This window comes from Amycolatopsis sp. NPDC050768, assembly GCF_040654155.1.
In the GTDB taxonomy this organism is placed as follows: Bacteria; Actinomycetota; Actinomycetes; order Mycobacteriales; family Pseudonocardiaceae; genus Amycolatopsis.
In genome coordinates this window covers 1,075,602-1,089,968 of sequence record NZ_JBFAHL010000001.1, presented here as the reverse complement: position 1 = coordinate 1,089,968, position 14,367 = coordinate 1,075,602, and the positions used below count along the sequence as shown (strand labels likewise).

General features: G+C 69.6%; 16 protein-coding genes. 7 read left to right on the top strand and 9 right to left on the bottom strand.

The window, feature by feature from the left end:
* Positions 1-36 precede the first annotated feature (36 nt).
* The 3 genes from AB0H62_RS05605 (at position 37) to AB0H62_RS05595 (ending at position 3,530) form a co-directional block, all read left to right on the top strand.
* Complete coding sequence (locus tag AB0H62_RS05605) at positions 37-504, top strand: GtrA family protein (protein ID WP_220245621.1); 468 nt, start codon at positions 37-39, stop codon at positions 502-504.
* Positions 505-509: 5 nt separating this feature from the next.
* Positions 510-2,420: a glycosyltransferase gene (locus AB0H62_RS05600; protein ID WP_220245622.1), complete on the top strand. Its 1,911-nt coding sequence runs from the start codon at positions 510-512 to the stop codon at positions 2,418-2,420.
* A 96-nt stretch (positions 2,421-2,516) separates the two neighbouring features.
* Positions 2,517-3,530 carry an acyl-CoA dehydrogenase family protein gene (locus AB0H62_RS05595; protein WP_360584314.1) on the top strand — a complete coding sequence of 338 codons (1,014 nt, stop codon included), beginning with the start codon at positions 2,517-2,519 and terminating at the stop codon, positions 3,528-3,530.
* On the opposite strand, the gene AB0H62_RS05590 is transcribed toward AB0H62_RS05595, so the two are convergent.
* From AB0H62_RS05590 to AB0H62_RS05565, 6 genes are all read right to left on the bottom strand, one after another.
* Positions 3,527-4,723 (bottom strand): cytochrome P450, encoded by a 1,197-nt coding sequence (locus AB0H62_RS05590; protein ID WP_360584312.1) that lies wholly within the window; start codon positions 4,721-4,723, stop codon positions 3,527-3,529. The genes AB0H62_RS05595 and AB0H62_RS05590 overlap by 4 nt on opposite strands.
* Before the next feature lie 25 nt (positions 4,724-4,748).
* Complete coding sequence (locus AB0H62_RS05585) at positions 4,749-5,564, bottom strand: ABC transporter permease (RefSeq protein ID WP_360584310.1); 816 nt, start codon at positions 5,562-5,564, stop codon at positions 4,749-4,751.
* Positions 5,561-6,535: an ATP-binding cassette domain-containing protein gene (locus tag AB0H62_RS05580; RefSeq protein WP_360584308.1), complete on the bottom strand. Its 975-nt coding sequence runs from the start codon at positions 6,533-6,535 to the stop codon at positions 5,561-5,563. The genes AB0H62_RS05585 and AB0H62_RS05580 overlap by 4 nt, the downstream gene beginning before the upstream one ends.
* 27 nt (positions 6,536-6,562) lie before the next feature.
* A complete protein-coding gene (locus AB0H62_RS05575; protein WP_220245627.1) occupies positions 6,563-7,405 on the bottom strand; it encodes a DUF4097 family beta strand repeat-containing protein in 843 nt (280 codons plus the stop codon).
* A gap of 75 nt (positions 7,406-7,480) precedes the next feature.
* Positions 7,481-8,008 carry a ribbon-helix-helix protein, CopG family gene (locus tag AB0H62_RS05570; RefSeq protein WP_360584306.1) on the bottom strand — a complete coding sequence of 176 codons (528 nt, stop codon included), beginning with the start codon at positions 8,006-8,008 and terminating at the stop codon, positions 7,481-7,483.
* 163 nt (positions 8,009-8,171) lie between these two features.
* Complete coding sequence (locus tag AB0H62_RS05565; RefSeq protein WP_220245629.1) at positions 8,172-8,414, bottom strand: hypothetical protein; 243 nt, start codon at positions 8,412-8,414, stop codon at positions 8,172-8,174.
* Between the two features lie 135 nt (positions 8,415-8,549).
* Between AB0H62_RS05565 and AB0H62_RS05560 the strand changes: the two genes are divergently transcribed.
* The 3 genes from AB0H62_RS05560 to AB0H62_RS05550 are packed head-to-tail and all read left to right on the top strand — an operon-like array spanning position 8,550 to position 10,842.
* On the top strand, positions 8,550-9,281 hold the full coding sequence (locus AB0H62_RS05560; RefSeq protein WP_360584303.1) for an ESX secretion-associated protein EspG: 732 nt from the start codon (positions 8,550-8,552) through the stop codon (positions 9,279-9,281).
* 32 nt (positions 9,282-9,313) lie between these two features.
* A complete protein-coding gene (locus AB0H62_RS05555; protein WP_360584301.1) occupies positions 9,314-9,742 on the top strand; it encodes a hypothetical protein in 429 nt (142 codons plus the stop codon).
* Positions 9,739-10,842, top strand: a complete 1,104-nt coding sequence (locus AB0H62_RS05550) for a hypothetical protein (protein WP_360584299.1) — start codon at positions 9,739-9,741, stop codon at positions 10,840-10,842. Before AB0H62_RS05555 ends, AB0H62_RS05550 begins: the two co-directional genes overlap by 4 nt.
* A 56-nt stretch (positions 10,843-10,898) precedes the next feature.
* Here AB0H62_RS05550 and AB0H62_RS05545 read toward each other — a convergent pair whose 3' ends face one another.
* The 3 genes from AB0H62_RS05545 to AB0H62_RS05535 are packed head-to-tail and all read right to left on the bottom strand — an operon-like array spanning position 10,899 to position 13,579.
* Positions 10,899-11,807: a glycosyltransferase family 2 protein gene (locus AB0H62_RS05545; protein ID WP_220245633.1), complete on the bottom strand. Its 909-nt coding sequence runs from the start codon at positions 11,805-11,807 to the stop codon at positions 10,899-10,901.
* Entirely contained in the window at positions 11,807-12,622 is an 816-nt protein-coding gene (locus AB0H62_RS05540; RefSeq protein WP_360584296.1) for an ABC transporter ATP-binding protein, read from the bottom strand. Before AB0H62_RS05540 ends, AB0H62_RS05545 begins: the two co-directional genes overlap by 1 nt.
* Positions 12,623-12,625: 3 nt before the next feature.
* Positions 12,626-13,579, bottom strand: coding sequence for an ABC transporter permease (locus AB0H62_RS05535; protein WP_360584294.1), 954 nt, complete (start codon positions 13,577-13,579; stop codon positions 12,626-12,628).
* 144 nt (positions 13,580-13,723) lie between these two features.
* Here AB0H62_RS05535 and AB0H62_RS05530 point away from each other — a divergent pair, with 144 nt between their 5' ends.
* Positions 13,724-14,353 carry a hypothetical protein gene (locus AB0H62_RS05530; protein WP_220247290.1) on the top strand — a complete coding sequence of 210 codons (630 nt, stop codon included), beginning with the start codon at positions 13,724-13,726 and terminating at the stop codon, positions 14,351-14,353.
* Positions 14,354-14,367: the final 14 nt, after the last annotated feature.

Sequence of the window (14,367 nt, the reverse complement as noted above, 5' to 3'; positions counted from 1 at the left end):
CGAGACGACGACGCATCGAGCCGAGAAGGTATTCCAGTGGTGGCTACGGAACCGCAGAGTGAGACGACGGTGACAACACCGGTGGGCCCCGGTCTGCTCGGTCAGCTCATCCGCTTCGGGCTGATCGGCGGGTTCTGCGCGCTGCTCGATCTGGGTACATACTCGCTGCTCAGGGCTATCGGCATGGACGCGGTGCCGTGGGTCGACATCGCTCGCGCGATCAGCTTCGTCGTGGGTACGACCACGGCGTTCTTCCTGAATCGCCGGTTCACGTTCGCCGGCGGCCGTCGCGATGGCGGCACGCAGGTCGGCAGCTTCATCCTGCTCTACGCCGTGACCTTCCTCGTGGCGGTCGGTGTGAACCAGTGGATGCTGCACCTGCTCCCGGAGTCGACGTGGAAGGCCACGTTCGGCTGGGTCGTGTCACAGGCGACGGCGACCGTGATCAATTTCGTCATGCTCAAGTGGGTCGTGTTTCGTGAGCGGCCGGTAAAGGAGAACTGAGTTCGATGCCCGGTAAAGCAGCCCCGGTCGCGGAGGCGGCCCCCGAAGGCGAGACCCGGTTCGCGGAGCACGCGCCCGAAGGGAGGCTGACGGCCCAGCGCGGGCTGTACGCCGGCCCGGCGCCGATCGTCAGCAAGGACCTCTACGCCGAGCTCGAATGGGGCTCCGCGGTGCGTGACCGCGACGCGCTCACTGTCGAACCGTCGTCGAAGGTCACCGGCAACACCTACTTCGGCCGCTTCCCGGCCAGCTACTGGCAGCGCTGGACCACGGTCACCTCGGTCACCGTGGAAGCCGTGGTCAGCGGCGACGGCCTGCTCTCGGTCGGCGCGTCCGACCTCCAGGGCGACGCCCGCGTGGTCAACGCCGAGCAGGTCTCCGGCGCCAAGGCCCGCAAGGTCACGATGACCGCGAGCCTCGACAAGTTCTACGACGGCGGCGCGCTGTGGCTCGACCTCGAGACCGAGGGCGGCCAGACGCTGCGCGTCGAGCAGGTCCGCTGGACGGTCGACGCGCCGGAGAAGATCCGCCCGACCGCGGTCACGATCTGCACGATGAACCGCGCGGACGACTGCCTCAAGAACCTGCAGGCGCTCGCCGCCGACGTGTCGTCGCTGCACACGCTCGACGCCATCTACGTCGCCGACCAGGGCACCGACCTCGTCGAGTCGCGCGATGGCTTCGAGCAGGTCGCGAAGGACCTCGGCGACAAGCTGCACTACATCAAGCAGCCGAACCTCGGCGGCGCCGGCGGCTTCACCCGCGGCCTGTACGAGGTGGCCGGCCACACCGCCACCGAGCACGCCAACGTGCTGTTCATGGACGACGACGTGCTCCTGGAGCCGGACCTCGTCGTGCGCATGACGGCGTTCTCCAACCGCGCGGCCAACCCGATCATCGTCGGCGGCCAGATGCTCAACCTGCTGCACCCGAACCAGCTGCACGTCGGCGCCGAGTACGCGCGCCTGAACACGCTGGAGCCGGGCCAGCCGGTCACGCACTCGCTGTCCACGGCCGACCTGCTGGGCGTCGACGAGGAGACCCTCAAGCCCAACCGCCAGGAGCGCCGCCTCGACGCCGGGTACAACGGCTGGTGGTCGTGCCTGATCCCCTACGAGGTCGTGAAGGCCATCGGTTACCCGATGCCGTTCTTCTTCCAGTGGGACGACGCGGAGTACTCCTACCGTGCCCGTGAGTACGGCTTCCCGACGGTGACGCTGCCGGGCGCCGGCGTGTGGCACGCGGACTTCCACTGGAAGGACTGGGACGAGTGGCACCGGTACTTCAACCTGCGCAACTCGATCATCACCGCCGCGCTGCACTCGCCGTTCAACCTGAACCTGCTGTCGCGCGTGCTGCTGGCGCAGCTCGTGCGCTACCTGCTGGGTATGCAGTACGGCCTGTCGGCCACGCTGATCAAGGCCGTCGAGGACTTCCTCGAGGGCCCGGAGGTCCTGCGTGACGGCGGTGTCGCCGCGATGAAGGAGATCCGCCGGATCCGCGGGGAGTACCCGGAGACCAAGCGGCACAAGGCCACCGACGTCCCGGGCATCGCGTCCAACGACATCGGCATCATCAACAGCGCGCCGCGGCCCAGCATGCAGCGCCTGGTGCTGATCAAGCGCGTGATCGACCGCGTGCTCGGCCGCAGCCGCTTCGGCCTCGGCGCGGTGCCGATCGACGAGGCGCACTGGTGGCACATCGCGCTGTTCGACACGGCCGTGGTCACGGACGCTTCGCAGGAAGGCGTGCGCGTGCGCACGTACGACAAGGTGAAGATGTTCGACCTCGCCCGGCGCGGTGCGAAGACGATCCAGCGGCTCCGCAAGGAAGGCGCGGGCGTGCAGGAGCAGTACAAGCGCGCGATGCCGGAGCTCACCTCGCGGGAGAACTGGAAGCGTCTGTACGAGCTCTGATGGTCTGAACACCGAAAGCCACCACGGTCGCCTCCGTGGTGGCTTTCGGTGCATTCGGCGGCTTGTTTTCCGTCGAATTAGGGTAGCCTAACTCTTGTGTCGAACCTCGTCGCCCGAGCGCGGGCACTCGCCGATGACGTGCTGTTCCCCGCCGCTGCGCAGGTCGACCTGCGTGGCGAGGTGCCGCGGTCGCACTTCGACGCGCTGGCCGAGTCCGGCCTCTACGGCCTTGCCGCGCCCCCCGACGCCGGTGGTCCCGGCGCGGGTCTGGCCGAGCTCGTCGAGGTGATCGAGACGCTGGCCGGCGGGTGCCTGAGTACCACGTTCACCTGGATCCAGCACCACGGTCTCGTCGCCGGCCTGTCCGGTTCGGCCAACGAGGCGTTGCGCTCCGAATACCTCGCTGACCTGGTCAAAGGCACCGTCCGGGCCGGAGTTGCCTACGCGGGCGTGATCCCGACACCGCCGCGCACCCGGGCCAGGCGGGTCAGCGACGGTTTCCGCTTCGACGGCGAGGCACCGTTCGTGAGCGGCTGGGGTGGGATCGACTTGCTGATGCTCTCGGGTCGAACGCCGGAGGACACCGTCGTCACCACCGTGGTCGCTCCGGTGGCCGGACACGGACTCGACGTCAGTCCGCTGCACTTGATTGCCGCGCAAGGCACCTCGACCGTCCGCATCGGACTGGACGACTACTTGGTGCCCGCCGAACGCGTGCTCGCCGAGGTCTCACACGCCGACTTCATCGCGGGGAACACCTTCGCGTCGCGGCTCAACGGCTGCGCCCCCCTCGGCCTGGCCGAACGCTGTGCCCGCCTGCTCGACGACCTGGGCCAGAACGGAACGGCCACTGCCCTGCGGGCCGAACAGGAACAGATCCGCATCCGCCTCGACTCGGGCCTCACCGACCCCGCATCGCTGCCCGCCGCCCGCGCGGCGGGCGCTGAGCTGGCCTACCGCAGCGCCGGGGCCCTCGTGGCCGCTACCGGCAGCCGCTCCGTGCTCGCCGGCGAGCACGCAGGTCGGCTGGTGCGGGAAGCGACGTTCCTGCTGGTGGCCGCCAGCCGTCCGGAAATCCGCGACGGCCTGCTGGCCCTGGCGCGTCGCTAGCCCTGGTCCCAGGTCACCGGGAGCCGCTGCACGCCGTAGATGTTCTGGTGCCCGGGCCGCAGCGCCACGTCCTCGGGCGCGACGGCCAGCCGCAGCGTCGGGAACCGGCGGACCAGCGCCGGCAGCGCGACGCGCATCTCGACCCGGGCCAGCTGCTGGCCGAGGCACTGGTGGATGCCGTGCCCGAACGTCAGGTGCCCGGGCACGCCCCGGCTGAGGTCTAGCGTGTCGGGATCGGCGAACCGCTCCGGATCGCGATTGCCGGCCTGCACGGAGAAAGTGACCGACTCGCCCGCCTTGATCAGCTGCCCGTCGAGCTCGACGTCCTCCAGTGCCGCCCGCACCCCGGTGTGCGTGATGCTCAGGTACCGCAGCAGCTCCTCGACCGCCTTGTCGGCGAGGTCCGGGTCGGCGCGCAACGCGTCGAGCTGCTCGGGGTGTTGAAGCAGGGCGAAAGTGCCCAGCGCCAGCATGTTCGCGGTCGTGTCGAGACCGGCCCCCAGCAGGAAGGTGGCGAGGCCGGCCAGCTCCTCGTCGGTGAGGTCGCTGGTGGTCAGCTCGCTGAGGATGTCGTCGGTCGGCTCGGCGCGTTTCGCCGGGACCAGCCGGCCGACGTACTCCTGCAGCTTGCCGTACGCGGCGAAGCGTTCCTCGGGGGCGGCGTCCACATCGGACACCGCGGCGGCGTGGCCCTGGAAGGACTCGCGGTCGGCGTAGGGCACCCCCAGCAGCTCGCAGATCATCACGGCGGGCACGGGGTGCGCGAAGGCCTGGACCAGGTCCACCACGGGACCCTGCCGGGCCATCGCGTCCAGGTGCTCGGCGGTGACCTGCTCGACGCGTTCGGTCAGCTGCCGCATCCGCCGGACGGTGAACCGGCCGGTCAGGAGCTTGCGGTAGCGGGAGTGCTCCGGGTCGTCGACGCCGGTCAGGTCGCCGGGCGCCGCGGCCGGCACCTCGATGCCTTCCAGACCGGGCATCGGGTAGTGCGCGAGCTCGTAGCGGGAGCTGAAGCGCTGGTCGGCCAGCACCGCGCGGACCTGCGCGTAGCCGGTGACGAGCCAGCCCTCGTGGCCGTCGGGGTAGGTCAGGCGGACCACCGGGTGCCGCTCGCGGATCGGGCCCAGCTGCGCGGGCGGGTCGAAGGGGCAGCCGGCGGGACGGTCGACCGGAAGTTCGGGCAGGTGCGTCATCTCGGGCCTCTCTCTCGACTGCCGGTCAGTGGGTGTATTCGCGGTTGAACAGGCGCTTCGACCACAGGTAGCCACCCAGCGCCATCACGGCGCACCAGCCGAGGGCGAACCACACGTTGCTGCCGAGCGGCTTGTCCATCAGCAGGCCGCGCAGGGTCTCGATGATCGGCGTGAACGGCTGGTACTCGGCGAACCAGCGCAGCCCGGCCGGCATGGAGTCGGTGGGCACGAAGCCGCTGCCGAGGAAGGGCAGCAGGATCAGCGGCATCGGCAGGTTGCTCGCCGTCTCGACGCTCTTGCTCACCTGGCCGAGCGCGACCGACAGCCACACGAGCGCAAACGTCACCACCAGCAGGAACCCGGCCGTGGCCAGCCACCCGCCGAGCCCGGCCGAGGGCCGGAAACCGACCAGCAGAGCCACGCCGATCACGATCGCCAGGGTGCACGCCGCCTGGATCACGCTGCCCAGCACGTGCCCGGTCAGCACCGAGACTCGGGCGATGTGCATGGTCCGGAACCGCGCGATCACGCCTTCGGTCATGTCCATGGCGACCGAGATCGCCGTGCCCTGGACGGTGGCCGTCACGGTCATCAGGATGATCGCCGGCGCCACGTAGTTCACGTACGCCTCGCGGCCGCCACCTCCGCCGAGCCCGGCGCCCATCGTGCCGCCGAAGACGTAGACGAACAGCAGCAGGAAGACCACGGGCATCCCGACGAGCATCAGCGTCATCGACGGGTAGCGCAGCATGTGCTTGAGGTTGCGGCGCAGCATCGTCGCCGAGTCGCGCAGCGGCTGGAACTTGAGGCCGGCGGGGGCCGGCGCGGTGAGAGTGCTCATCGGGTCGTCACCTTCTCGTGGGTGGTGTTCTCGGTCGCGGGGTTGCCGGTGAGGGCGAGGAAGACGTCGTCGAGGTCGGGGGTGTGCACGGACAGCTCGTCGACCTCGATGGCCTGGTCGTCGAGCCGCCCGATGAGGGCCTTGAGCGAGCGCAGGCTGCCGTCGCTGGGCACGCGCAAGGTGAGCGAGTCGTTGTCGCGCGCCGCGTCGTCGAGCGTGATCATGGCCGTGTCGAGGCCGCGCGGGTCGGCGAAGCGCAGGCGCACGTGGCCACCGGGGATGCGGCGCTTGAGCTCGTCGGAGGTGCCCTCGGCGACGATCCGGCCGTGGTCGAGCACCGCGATGCGGTCGGCCAGCTCGTCGGCCTCGTCGAGGTACTGCGTGGTCAGGAAGATCGTGACGCCGTCGGCCACCAGGCCGCGGACGATCTGCCACATGTTGCGGCGGCTGCGCGGGTCGAGACCGGTGGTCGGCTCGTCGAGGAAGATCAGCCGCGGGCTGCCGACGAGCGTCATCGCCAGGTCGAGCCGACGCCGCATACCGCCGGAGTACGTCGACGCCGGCTTCTTGCCCGCCTCGGTGAGGTCGAACTGCTCCAGCAGCTGCGCGGTGCGGCGGCGCCGGTCGGCCCGGCCGAGGTGGTTGAGATCCGCCATCAGCAGCAGGTTCTCCTCACCGGTGAGCAGGTTGTCCACGGCGGAGAACTGGCCGGTGACGCCGATCGCGGCACGCACCGCGTCGGGTTCGCGGACGAGGTCGTACCCGGCCACCCGCACGTCGCCGGCGTCGGCGTTGATCAGCGTGGACAGGATCTTCACGGCGGTGGTCTTGCCGGCGCCGTTCGCGCCGAGGAGCGAGAACACCGTGCCCTCTTCAACGGTGAGGTCGAGCCCGTCGAGCACGACGTGGTCGCCGTAGGACTTGCGCAGTCCGGTTGCGGCGATCGCCGGCCGGGAGTGGTTGCTGGTCATGGTTTCCCCTTCGCTGGAAAGAAAAAGTCAGGCGCGGCGGATGATCACGTCGCCGTACGAGGTGCGGCCGCGCACCTCGACGGTCTCGTCGGCTTCCTCGGGACGGGTGGCGTTCTCCATCAGGTTGCGCACGTGGCCGAACCCGGTCGTCACGGAAAGCCAGGCCGCGGTGCCCTCGGCGACGCCGATTTCCAGGTCCCCCATGGAGGTTTCGAGCGTCACCGCGCCGCGCACGATCTCGCCGAGGCGGATGAGACCGGCCGACGTCTTCGCGTCGACCCCGGCGCCCGCGTGCTCGACGGTGATGTCGCCGTTGGCCGACCGCACCCGCGCGTCGCCGCCGACGGAGGCGATCGTGGTCTCGCCGTTGGAGTTCTTGACCACCGCGGTGCCCTCGATCTCGCCGATCCGGATCTTGCCGGTGCCGGTGGAGATCTCGGCGTTGCCCGCGACGCCGTCGACGGTCACGTGACCGGCCGAAGTGGACAGGTGCAGCGGCCCGGTGCGGTCGACCCGCGCGTTGCCGGCCGAAGTCTTGAACCGGCTCTGGCCGAGGACGCCGGCGGTGCGGAAGTCGCCCGCCTGTAGCTCGGCGTTGACCGCGGACCCGGCGGGCAGCTCGATGGTCACGTCGACCGCGCGGGTCTTGCGGGAGAAGTCGAACGTGCGCTTCGGGCCGGTGACCGTGAGCGTGCCGTTGGTGTAGTCGACTCGGACCTGCTGCGCGGCCTTCACATCGGACTCGTCGTTCTCGTCGCTCGGGCGGACGTCGACGACGGTGGTCTGACGCTCGCTCGCGGTGATCTGCACGTCGCCGACGCTCAGGTCGACGGTGACGGAGATCGGGTCGGGGGTTTCGAATTCAGGCATGGCTGTCTCCACAACTTGTGTCGGTGAACCGTCCCCGCAGGTCAGGGACGTGAGGTGAAGTGGTGCGAAAAGGTGCTAGCGGACCCAGCCGGTGAAGCTCTGCTTCGTTCGCTTGCCGCTGCTCGGCGGCTCGACGCGCTGGTCGCGGTCGGTGCGCTGCAAGGCCGTGGCGGCCGCCCGGACGAGCCAGGCGTTGACGGAGCGCCCCTCCTTGCCCGCGGCCTCCTCGACGGCGGCCTTGAGCTGTTCGGGCAGGCGCACATTGATGCGTGCGGCGGGACCGTCTTCGGAGATGAGCAGCTCGCTCTCCGGAGCGGCGGCCGTGGTCGTGTCTTCGGCCGCGAGCTCGAGCGGCTCGGCCGGCGGCGTGGTCACGACGAACTGCGGATCGCGGCCACGCAGGCGCAGCTCCACGGAGCCCGGAGCCAGGTCGCGGGTGATCTCGTCGGCGGCGGCCGACAGCGCGTCCAGCAGCGTCATCCGGATCGCCGACTCGAGCGACCCGGTCAGCCGCTCGACCAGCTCACGCGACTCCTCGCCACCGGCTTCGGCCAGTGTGGCGAACTCTCGCCCGAGGTTGCTGACGTACGTGGTCAAGTCCATGGCACAACTATGGCACACGAATGGCACCATCGCAATGCCAAAGTGGCTCAGATGTGTGCCGAGGTGGCACCGCGTGGCACCCTGCTGGCTCACGGGCGAAATAAGCGCAGGTCAGGGCCGTTTTGACCCTGACCTGGATGTGGCACTTCCCCCAGAGCGGCGGCTAGGCCGACAGCCCGAACTTCCCCTTCCGGCTCAGATCGTCGACGTACGCGGCGGCGACGTGGGCGAAGTTCACCGACACGGTGTTGCCGTCGCGCGTCCGCACGGAGTGGACCCCGCCGTGCTTGAGCAGGTCAGGGATCTTCTCCTCCACGCCGGCGGATTCGTCGTTCGTGATGGGGAAGATCAGCGGTTCGCCGCCGGAGGTCAGGTGCAGGACGAGCGCGAGTTTCGGATCAGCCATGGCCCCATGCCACCAGCGCCCGATCACCGGCGGCAAGCGGGTTCGCGCACAGCAGAGCACTTCACCGGTCCGAGTAAGGCGCCTGCGAGGCGTCGGCTAGCGTTTCGTCGCGGAAACCCGACCTAGGGACGGACGATGCCGTACTCGTTCACGTTGTCACCCGCGGCGGTGGACCTGCTGCTGGAGCGGCAGGGTCTCGGCCGCACGCCGGCGCCGTTTTCGGTGGCGCACATCGGCATCACCGGCCAGGAACGCGCGGGCGTGCGCGACGCCGTGCTGCGCGACCTCGACAACCGGGGCCTGGTGCACCGCGGTTACCTCGACGACGATCTGGAGCTGGCGCTCACCACGTTCGCCCGAAGCCGCCTCGTCGTCACCGCGACAGCGCAGCTGGACGACGGGCAGCTGTTCGCGCGCGTCGCGTCCACCGGCGACCAGGCCGTGCTGGTGAGGCAGGACGACGGCATGTTGGTCTTCGAGCAGATCCGCCCGACCGGTCTCGTGCCGGCGCTGGTCGACCTGCTGCCGCCCGGGGCCGCTGCGCCCGGCCAGTCCGTGACGATCACGCGCCCGGCGAAGCAGCCCCGCCGGGACGGGTACGACCCGTTCGCCGCGTCGAACGCCCCGCGAAACCCGCAGCTCAGGTCCGTCGAGCGGATCTTCGAAAAGCCGCGGCTGCGGGTCGGGCAGTTCACGATCGGCGCGCAGCCGCCGCTCGTCTGGTTCGACACGGAGTTCGGCCGCTACCTGCTCAGCACCCGCGTCGCCGACGACGGGCAACGCTGGCTCACCTACGCGCCGGCCGACAACAACCGCCTCGCCCAGCAGCTGTTCACGCAGCTGGAGGCGTATTCCGCAAACGCCTGACCGCGGCCGTCGTCGTCAGTAGACTTCGGGTCATGACCTTGGTGGAGCCGGGACAGGTCGCCGGCCTGGACCCGAAGGCCGTCGCTGCCGCGGCGGCCGAGACGACGAAACTCGTGAACGCCGCGAAGTCGGGCAGCTTCACCATCTCCGGTGAAGCGCTCGAGGGCCTGCGCCAGGCGCTGTCCGACATGCTGACGCGCGTGGACCGGCTGACCGGTTCCACGGCCGCGCTGGACCAGGCCCCGCAGCTCGGGAGCCACCCGTACGGGCACGCGGTGGCGGCCCACGACCTCAAGGCCGCGTCGCAGGACGTCGGGTCCGTCCGGTCGGCGCTGGGGCAGTTCCGCGACGTGCTGACGCAGGCCGACGAGGCGCTGGCCCGCGCCGGCGGCGTCTACCGCACCGGTGAGGACAGCGCCGTCGACGCGCACGCCGCCCACAAGACGGGGGACCTCGCATGACCGCGCCGCAGCCGGGGCTCGAGCCGTCCGACGCCGACTACCTCGGCCACACCCACGAGCAGCTCCAGCAGTTCGTGACCACGAACCTCGACGTGAAGCAGGTCGCCGACGTCTCCGCGGCCTACACCGAGGTCACCAAGGCCTTCGACGACTTCGCGACGCAGCTGACCGAGGCCGTCAACAAGTCCAAGGGCTCGTGGGAGGGCAGCGCGGCCGACAGCGCGCAGGCCTACTTCGCCACGCTTGGCTCGTGGGCCGACGCCACGGCGCAGAACGCGAAGCTCGCCGCGCAGACCGTCGACGACCAGGGCACGGCCGCGCAGAACGCGCGCAATGCGATGACCGAGCCGATCCCGTTCGACTGGACCGACGAGATGGCGCACTGGACGTCGGCCGGCCCGTTCGACCTCGGCGACACCGTCGACCAGTCGCTGAAGAAGCAGCAGGCCAGCCAGTCGGCTCACGAGCAGGCCGCGCAAACGATGTCGGACTACGACCACTCGCTGTACTCGGCCGCGTCGAAGCAACCGGTGTTCGCGGACCCGCCGAAGTTCGGCACGGGCAGCGTGACCACGGCCTCGGCCGTCCTCCCCGCGGCCGCGACCTCCACCGACCACCACGGCGGCGGTGGTTCCGACTCCGGCGGCCAGGTTTCGGCCGCGCCGAGCCAGATCACGGGCTCCGGCCACGTGCCGCCCGCCCCGAACGCCGCCACCACGGCGTCGAGCTTCGAGCCCGCGGCGGGCCAGCAGCAGGCCGGTGCCGCGGGTGCTTCGGGCGCCGGCGGGATGCCCATGGGCGCGATGCCGATGGGCGGCGGCATGGGCGCTGGTGGTGGCGGCGGCTTCGGCGCCGACGAGGAGTACCAGTCCAAGTTCAGCCGCGGCGGCGGCTTCGGCCCGGGCGAAGGCGCCGCGCCGGGCGGTGCGGGTGGCCTCAGCGGCGCGCCCGCGCGGGCCGGCATGGGCATGGGGATGGGTGGCGGTGCCGCTCGCTACGAAGAGGACGAAGCGGACGGCGCGCGCTTCTTCTCCCATGTGGACGAAGACGACGAGTACGGCGCCGACCTGCGTGCCGCTCCGCCGGTGATCGGGGAGTAGCTCTGGCTGTACGAAAAGGGCCCCTCGCGTTCGAGGGGCCCTTTTCGTACTGAGTCTCAGTAGCGGTAGAACTTCTCCGCCCGGCCTTGCCGCACCAGCTTCAGCCACTGCAGGAACGCCTTCGGATCGCGCTTCACGCCCACGAAGTACAGGCCGAAGCGGATCACTTCCAACGCGCCGATCTTGCGCATGCCCGGCTGCGAGAGCAGGTAGCCGCGGTTGCGGTAGGTGTAGTAGCGCTTGACCTCGTTCTCGGGGTCCTGCGCGTGGAACCTCCCGCCCAGCATGGGTTTGAACTCGTCCGAGCCGTCGGGGTGCAGGTAGGTCGTGCGCAGCGACGTGCCGAACGGCAGGCCCGAGCGCACGAGCCGGCGGTGCAGCTCCACCTCGTCGCCGCGGAAGAACAGGCGCAGGTCCGGCACACCCGTGACGTCCAAAGTGGACGCGCGGAACAACGCGCCGTTCATGAGCGACGCGATGCCCGGCAGGAAGTCCGTGCCCAGCTCCGCCGACGAGCGCTTCCACGTGAGCCCGCGCCGCAACGGGAACGCGAGCTTGGCCGGCGCGTTGATGTTCGCCACCACCGGCGAGATCTCCGCGAGGCCGCGCTTTTCCGCTTCCTCCAACAGGATCTGCAGCACGTGCTCGTCGGCGGGACGGCCGTCGTCGTCGGCGAGCCAGACCCACTCGGCGCCGAGGGCGAGTGCGTGGAGCATGCCGAGCGCGAACCCGCCCGCGCCGCCGAGGTTCCGGTGCGAAGGCAGGTACGTGTAGGGCAGCGGGTACGCCTCGACGACGTCCCGCGCCGACTGGTCCGGACCGTTGTCGACCACCACGAGGTGGTCGACCGGCCGCGTCTGCGCGGCGATGATCTTCAGCGAGTCCGCGAGCAGCTCACGACGGTGGCGCGTCACCACCACGCCGACGACGGCGCCCTCGGGCAGCTGCTGGGTCTCGCTGGTCATCATTCCCCGCCGTTCTTCGTGCCCACGGGCTCGATGCCGAGCCGCTCCAGGCCTTCCTGGCTCATGTTCTCGAACGGGTCGCGGCCCTTGTAGCCGGTGAGGACCTCGCGCAGCGAACCCTGCTGCTTGACCTTGCCCTCGTCCATCCAGATCGCGGAGTCGCAGAGCTCGAAGAGGAACTCATCGGAGTGGCTCGCGAAGACCAGGATGCCGGAGCGCTTCACCAGGTCCTTGAGGCGGTCGCGGGCCTTGTTGAGGAACGCCGCGTCGACCGCGCCGATGCCCTCGTCGAGGATCAGGATCTCGGGGTCGATCGAGGTGACGACACCCAGCGCCAGGCGCACGCGCATGCCTGTGGAGTACGTGCGCAGCGGCATCTGCAGGTAGTCGCCGAGCTCGGTGAACTCCGCGATGTCGTCGACCCGCTTCTCCATCTCCTTGGCGGTCATGCCGAGGAAGAGGCCGCGGATGATGATGTTCTCGACGCCGGAGATCTCCGGGTCCATGCCGATGCCGAGGTCGAAGACCGGGGCGATCTTGCCGGTGATCCGGGCCGCACCGCGGGTGGGCTCGTAGATGCCGGCGAGCAGGCGCAGCAGCGTGGACTTGCCGGCGCCGTTGTGGCCGACCAGGCCCACGCGGTCGCCGTCGCGCAGCTTCAGGGTCACGTCGTGCAGCGCCTCGATGATCGGCACCTTCTGGTCCGTGCCGATCTTGCCGCCGACCTTGCCCAGCACGCGCTTCTTCATCGACCGCGTCTTGGCGTCGAAGATCGGGAAGTCGACGTACGCGTTGTGAACGTCAATGCTGACCATGTGTCACACCCAATACGAGACGCGAGAGCGGTAATTGCGCATGGCGACGAGCGCGAGCGCCCAGCCGACGATCGTGAGCCCGCCGACGACGGCCCAGCTGGTCCAGCTCACGGCTTCCCCGAGTAGTGGGGCCCGGGTCACCTGCATGTAGTGGTACAGCGGGTTCGCCTTGATGAACGGCAACGCCCAGGACACGCTGTCGCGCGCGCCACCGGCCTCGAGCTGGTCGACCGGCCAGACGATCGGCGTTGCGTAGAACAGCAGCTGGATCAGGGAGTTGATCACCTGCGGGATGTCGCGGAAGCGCGTCGAGATGATCCCGAGCAGCAGCGCGGCCCAGCACGCGGTGAGTCCCAGCAGCAGGAAGCCTGGAATGGCGAGGAAGATGTTCCAGCTCAGGCCCGGGTGGCAGAACTTGTCCGGGACGCACGCGCCGGTCTTGGTGCCGAGCGAGTACTTGTCGTCGAGCGCGCCGAAGAAGATGATCAGCAGCACGAAGTACACGATCATGTTGTGCGCCAGCAGCAGCGTCTGGCGCCACACGGTGCGCAGCACGTAGACGCTCAGCGGCGCGGGGAGCTGCTTGATCATCCCCTCGTTCGCGATGAACGTCTCCATGCCCTCGGACAGGCAGCCCTGGATGAAGCCCCAGATGATGAACCCGGTGGAGATGTAGGGCAGGAACACCTGGATGGGCAGGTTGAACAGCTGTGAGTACAGCAGGCCCAGCCCCAGCGCGATGACCGCCTGGCTGATCGTGATCCAGAAGGGGCCGATCACCGACCGGCGGTAGCGCTGTTTGATGTCCTGCCAGCCCAGGTGGGTCCACAGCTGGCGAGCTGCGAGACCCTCCTTGATGTCGGCGATCGCCCTGGAGAACGTCTTGCGGTCCGACGCAGGTGGTAACGGCATCGAGACCTCGGGTTCGGCTACGTGAACCGTGCTGGTGGCATGCACGTGGACGAGGGTACCGATCGGAGGTCTCGTCCTCGGGACGCCCCGGCCCAGGCGTGCGCCGGACCTGTCGATGCCGCACCGGACACGCGGTGTGTCCTGGTAGTTTCTTACTCCATGACTGCTGCTCTCGGTGCGGCGAGCCTGATGGTCGATCTCCTCGCGGCGTACGCCGATCGTCCCGACCCCAAGTCGGTCGCGGTCGTCGGCAACCAGCCCCTGGACCCGGACTCGGCTCGGGCCAAGGCCGTGGACGACTGCGATCTCGTGATCCGCGTCAACGGTTTCGTCGTCGACGAGCCGGAAGGCCCGGAGGTGACCGGGCGCAAGGTCCACGCCGTGGTCTTCAACCGCGCCGTGCGGGCCACTCGCCACGTTTTCCGGGACTACCGCAGCAGGCTGTACCTGCTGGTGGAGCCGGGCCGGCTGCACTGGGAACCGGAGGCGCTGCCGGGCTGGTGGCCCGCTGACCTGGGGTTCGTGCCGGTGCCCAACCGTGAGGTCGTGTTGCCGTTGTCCGACGCGCTCGGCCTGCCGACGCGCACCGAGTCGACCTGGTCGACCACGGGCACGCTCGCGGCGTGGATCGCGCGCACGTCGTTCCCCGACGCGCAGCTGGTCCTCACCGGGTTCTCCTTCATCGACAACCCGAACCAGACTTCGTGGGAGCACGCTGCCGGCGATTCCTGCATCGTGGGTCCCGAGCATCAGATCGCCGCCGAGGGCAGGCTGCTGGACACGTGGACCCGGACCGGCGACACCGTTCTGCTGCGCTGACCCAGTTTTCCGAA

Coding starts and splice junctions, on each gene's coding strand:
- AB0H62_RS05600 (WP_220245622.1), top strand. CDS start 510: ATGCCCGGTAAAGCAGCCCCGGTCGCGGAGGCGGCCCCCGAAGGCGAG.
- AB0H62_RS05575 (WP_220245627.1), bottom strand. CDS start 7,405: ATGCCTGAATTCGAAACCCCCGACCCGATCTCCGTCACCGTCGACCTG.
- AB0H62_RS05530 (WP_220247290.1), top strand. CDS start 13,724: ATGGTCGATCTCCTCGCGGCGTACGCCGATCGTCCCGACCCCAAGTCG.
- AB0H62_RS05540 (WP_360584296.1), bottom strand. CDS start 12,622: ATGGTCAGCATTGACGTTCACAACGCGTACGTCGACTTCCCGATCTTC.
- AB0H62_RS05560 (WP_360584303.1), top strand. CDS start 8,550: ATGCCGTACTCGTTCACGTTGTCACCCGCGGCGGTGGACCTGCTGCTG.
- AB0H62_RS05580 (WP_360584308.1), bottom strand. CDS start 6,535: ATGACCAGCAACCACTCCCGGCCGGCGATCGCCGCAACCGGACTGCGC.
- AB0H62_RS05565 (WP_220245629.1), bottom strand. CDS start 8,414: ATGGCTGATCCGAAACTCGCGCTCGTCCTGCACCTGACCTCCGGCGGC.
- AB0H62_RS05555 (WP_360584301.1), top strand. CDS start 9,314: ATGACCTTGGTGGAGCCGGGACAGGTCGCCGGCCTGGACCCGAAGGCC.
- AB0H62_RS05585 (WP_360584310.1), bottom strand. CDS start 5,564: ATGAGCACTCTCACCGCGCCGGCCCCCGCCGGCCTCAAGTTCCAGCCG.
- AB0H62_RS05570 (WP_360584306.1), bottom strand. CDS start 8,008: ATGGACTTGACCACGTACGTCAGCAACCTCGGGCGAGAGTTCGCCACA.
- AB0H62_RS05590 (WP_360584312.1), bottom strand. CDS start 4,723: ATGACGCACCTGCCCGAACTTCCGGTCGACCGTCCCGCCGGCTGCCCC.
- AB0H62_RS05550 (WP_360584299.1), top strand. CDS start 9,739: ATGACCGCGCCGCAGCCGGGGCTCGAGCCGTCCGACGCCGACTACCTC.
- AB0H62_RS05545 (WP_220245633.1), bottom strand. CDS start 11,807: ATGACCAGCGAGACCCAGCAGCTGCCCGAGGGCGCCGTCGTCGGCGTG.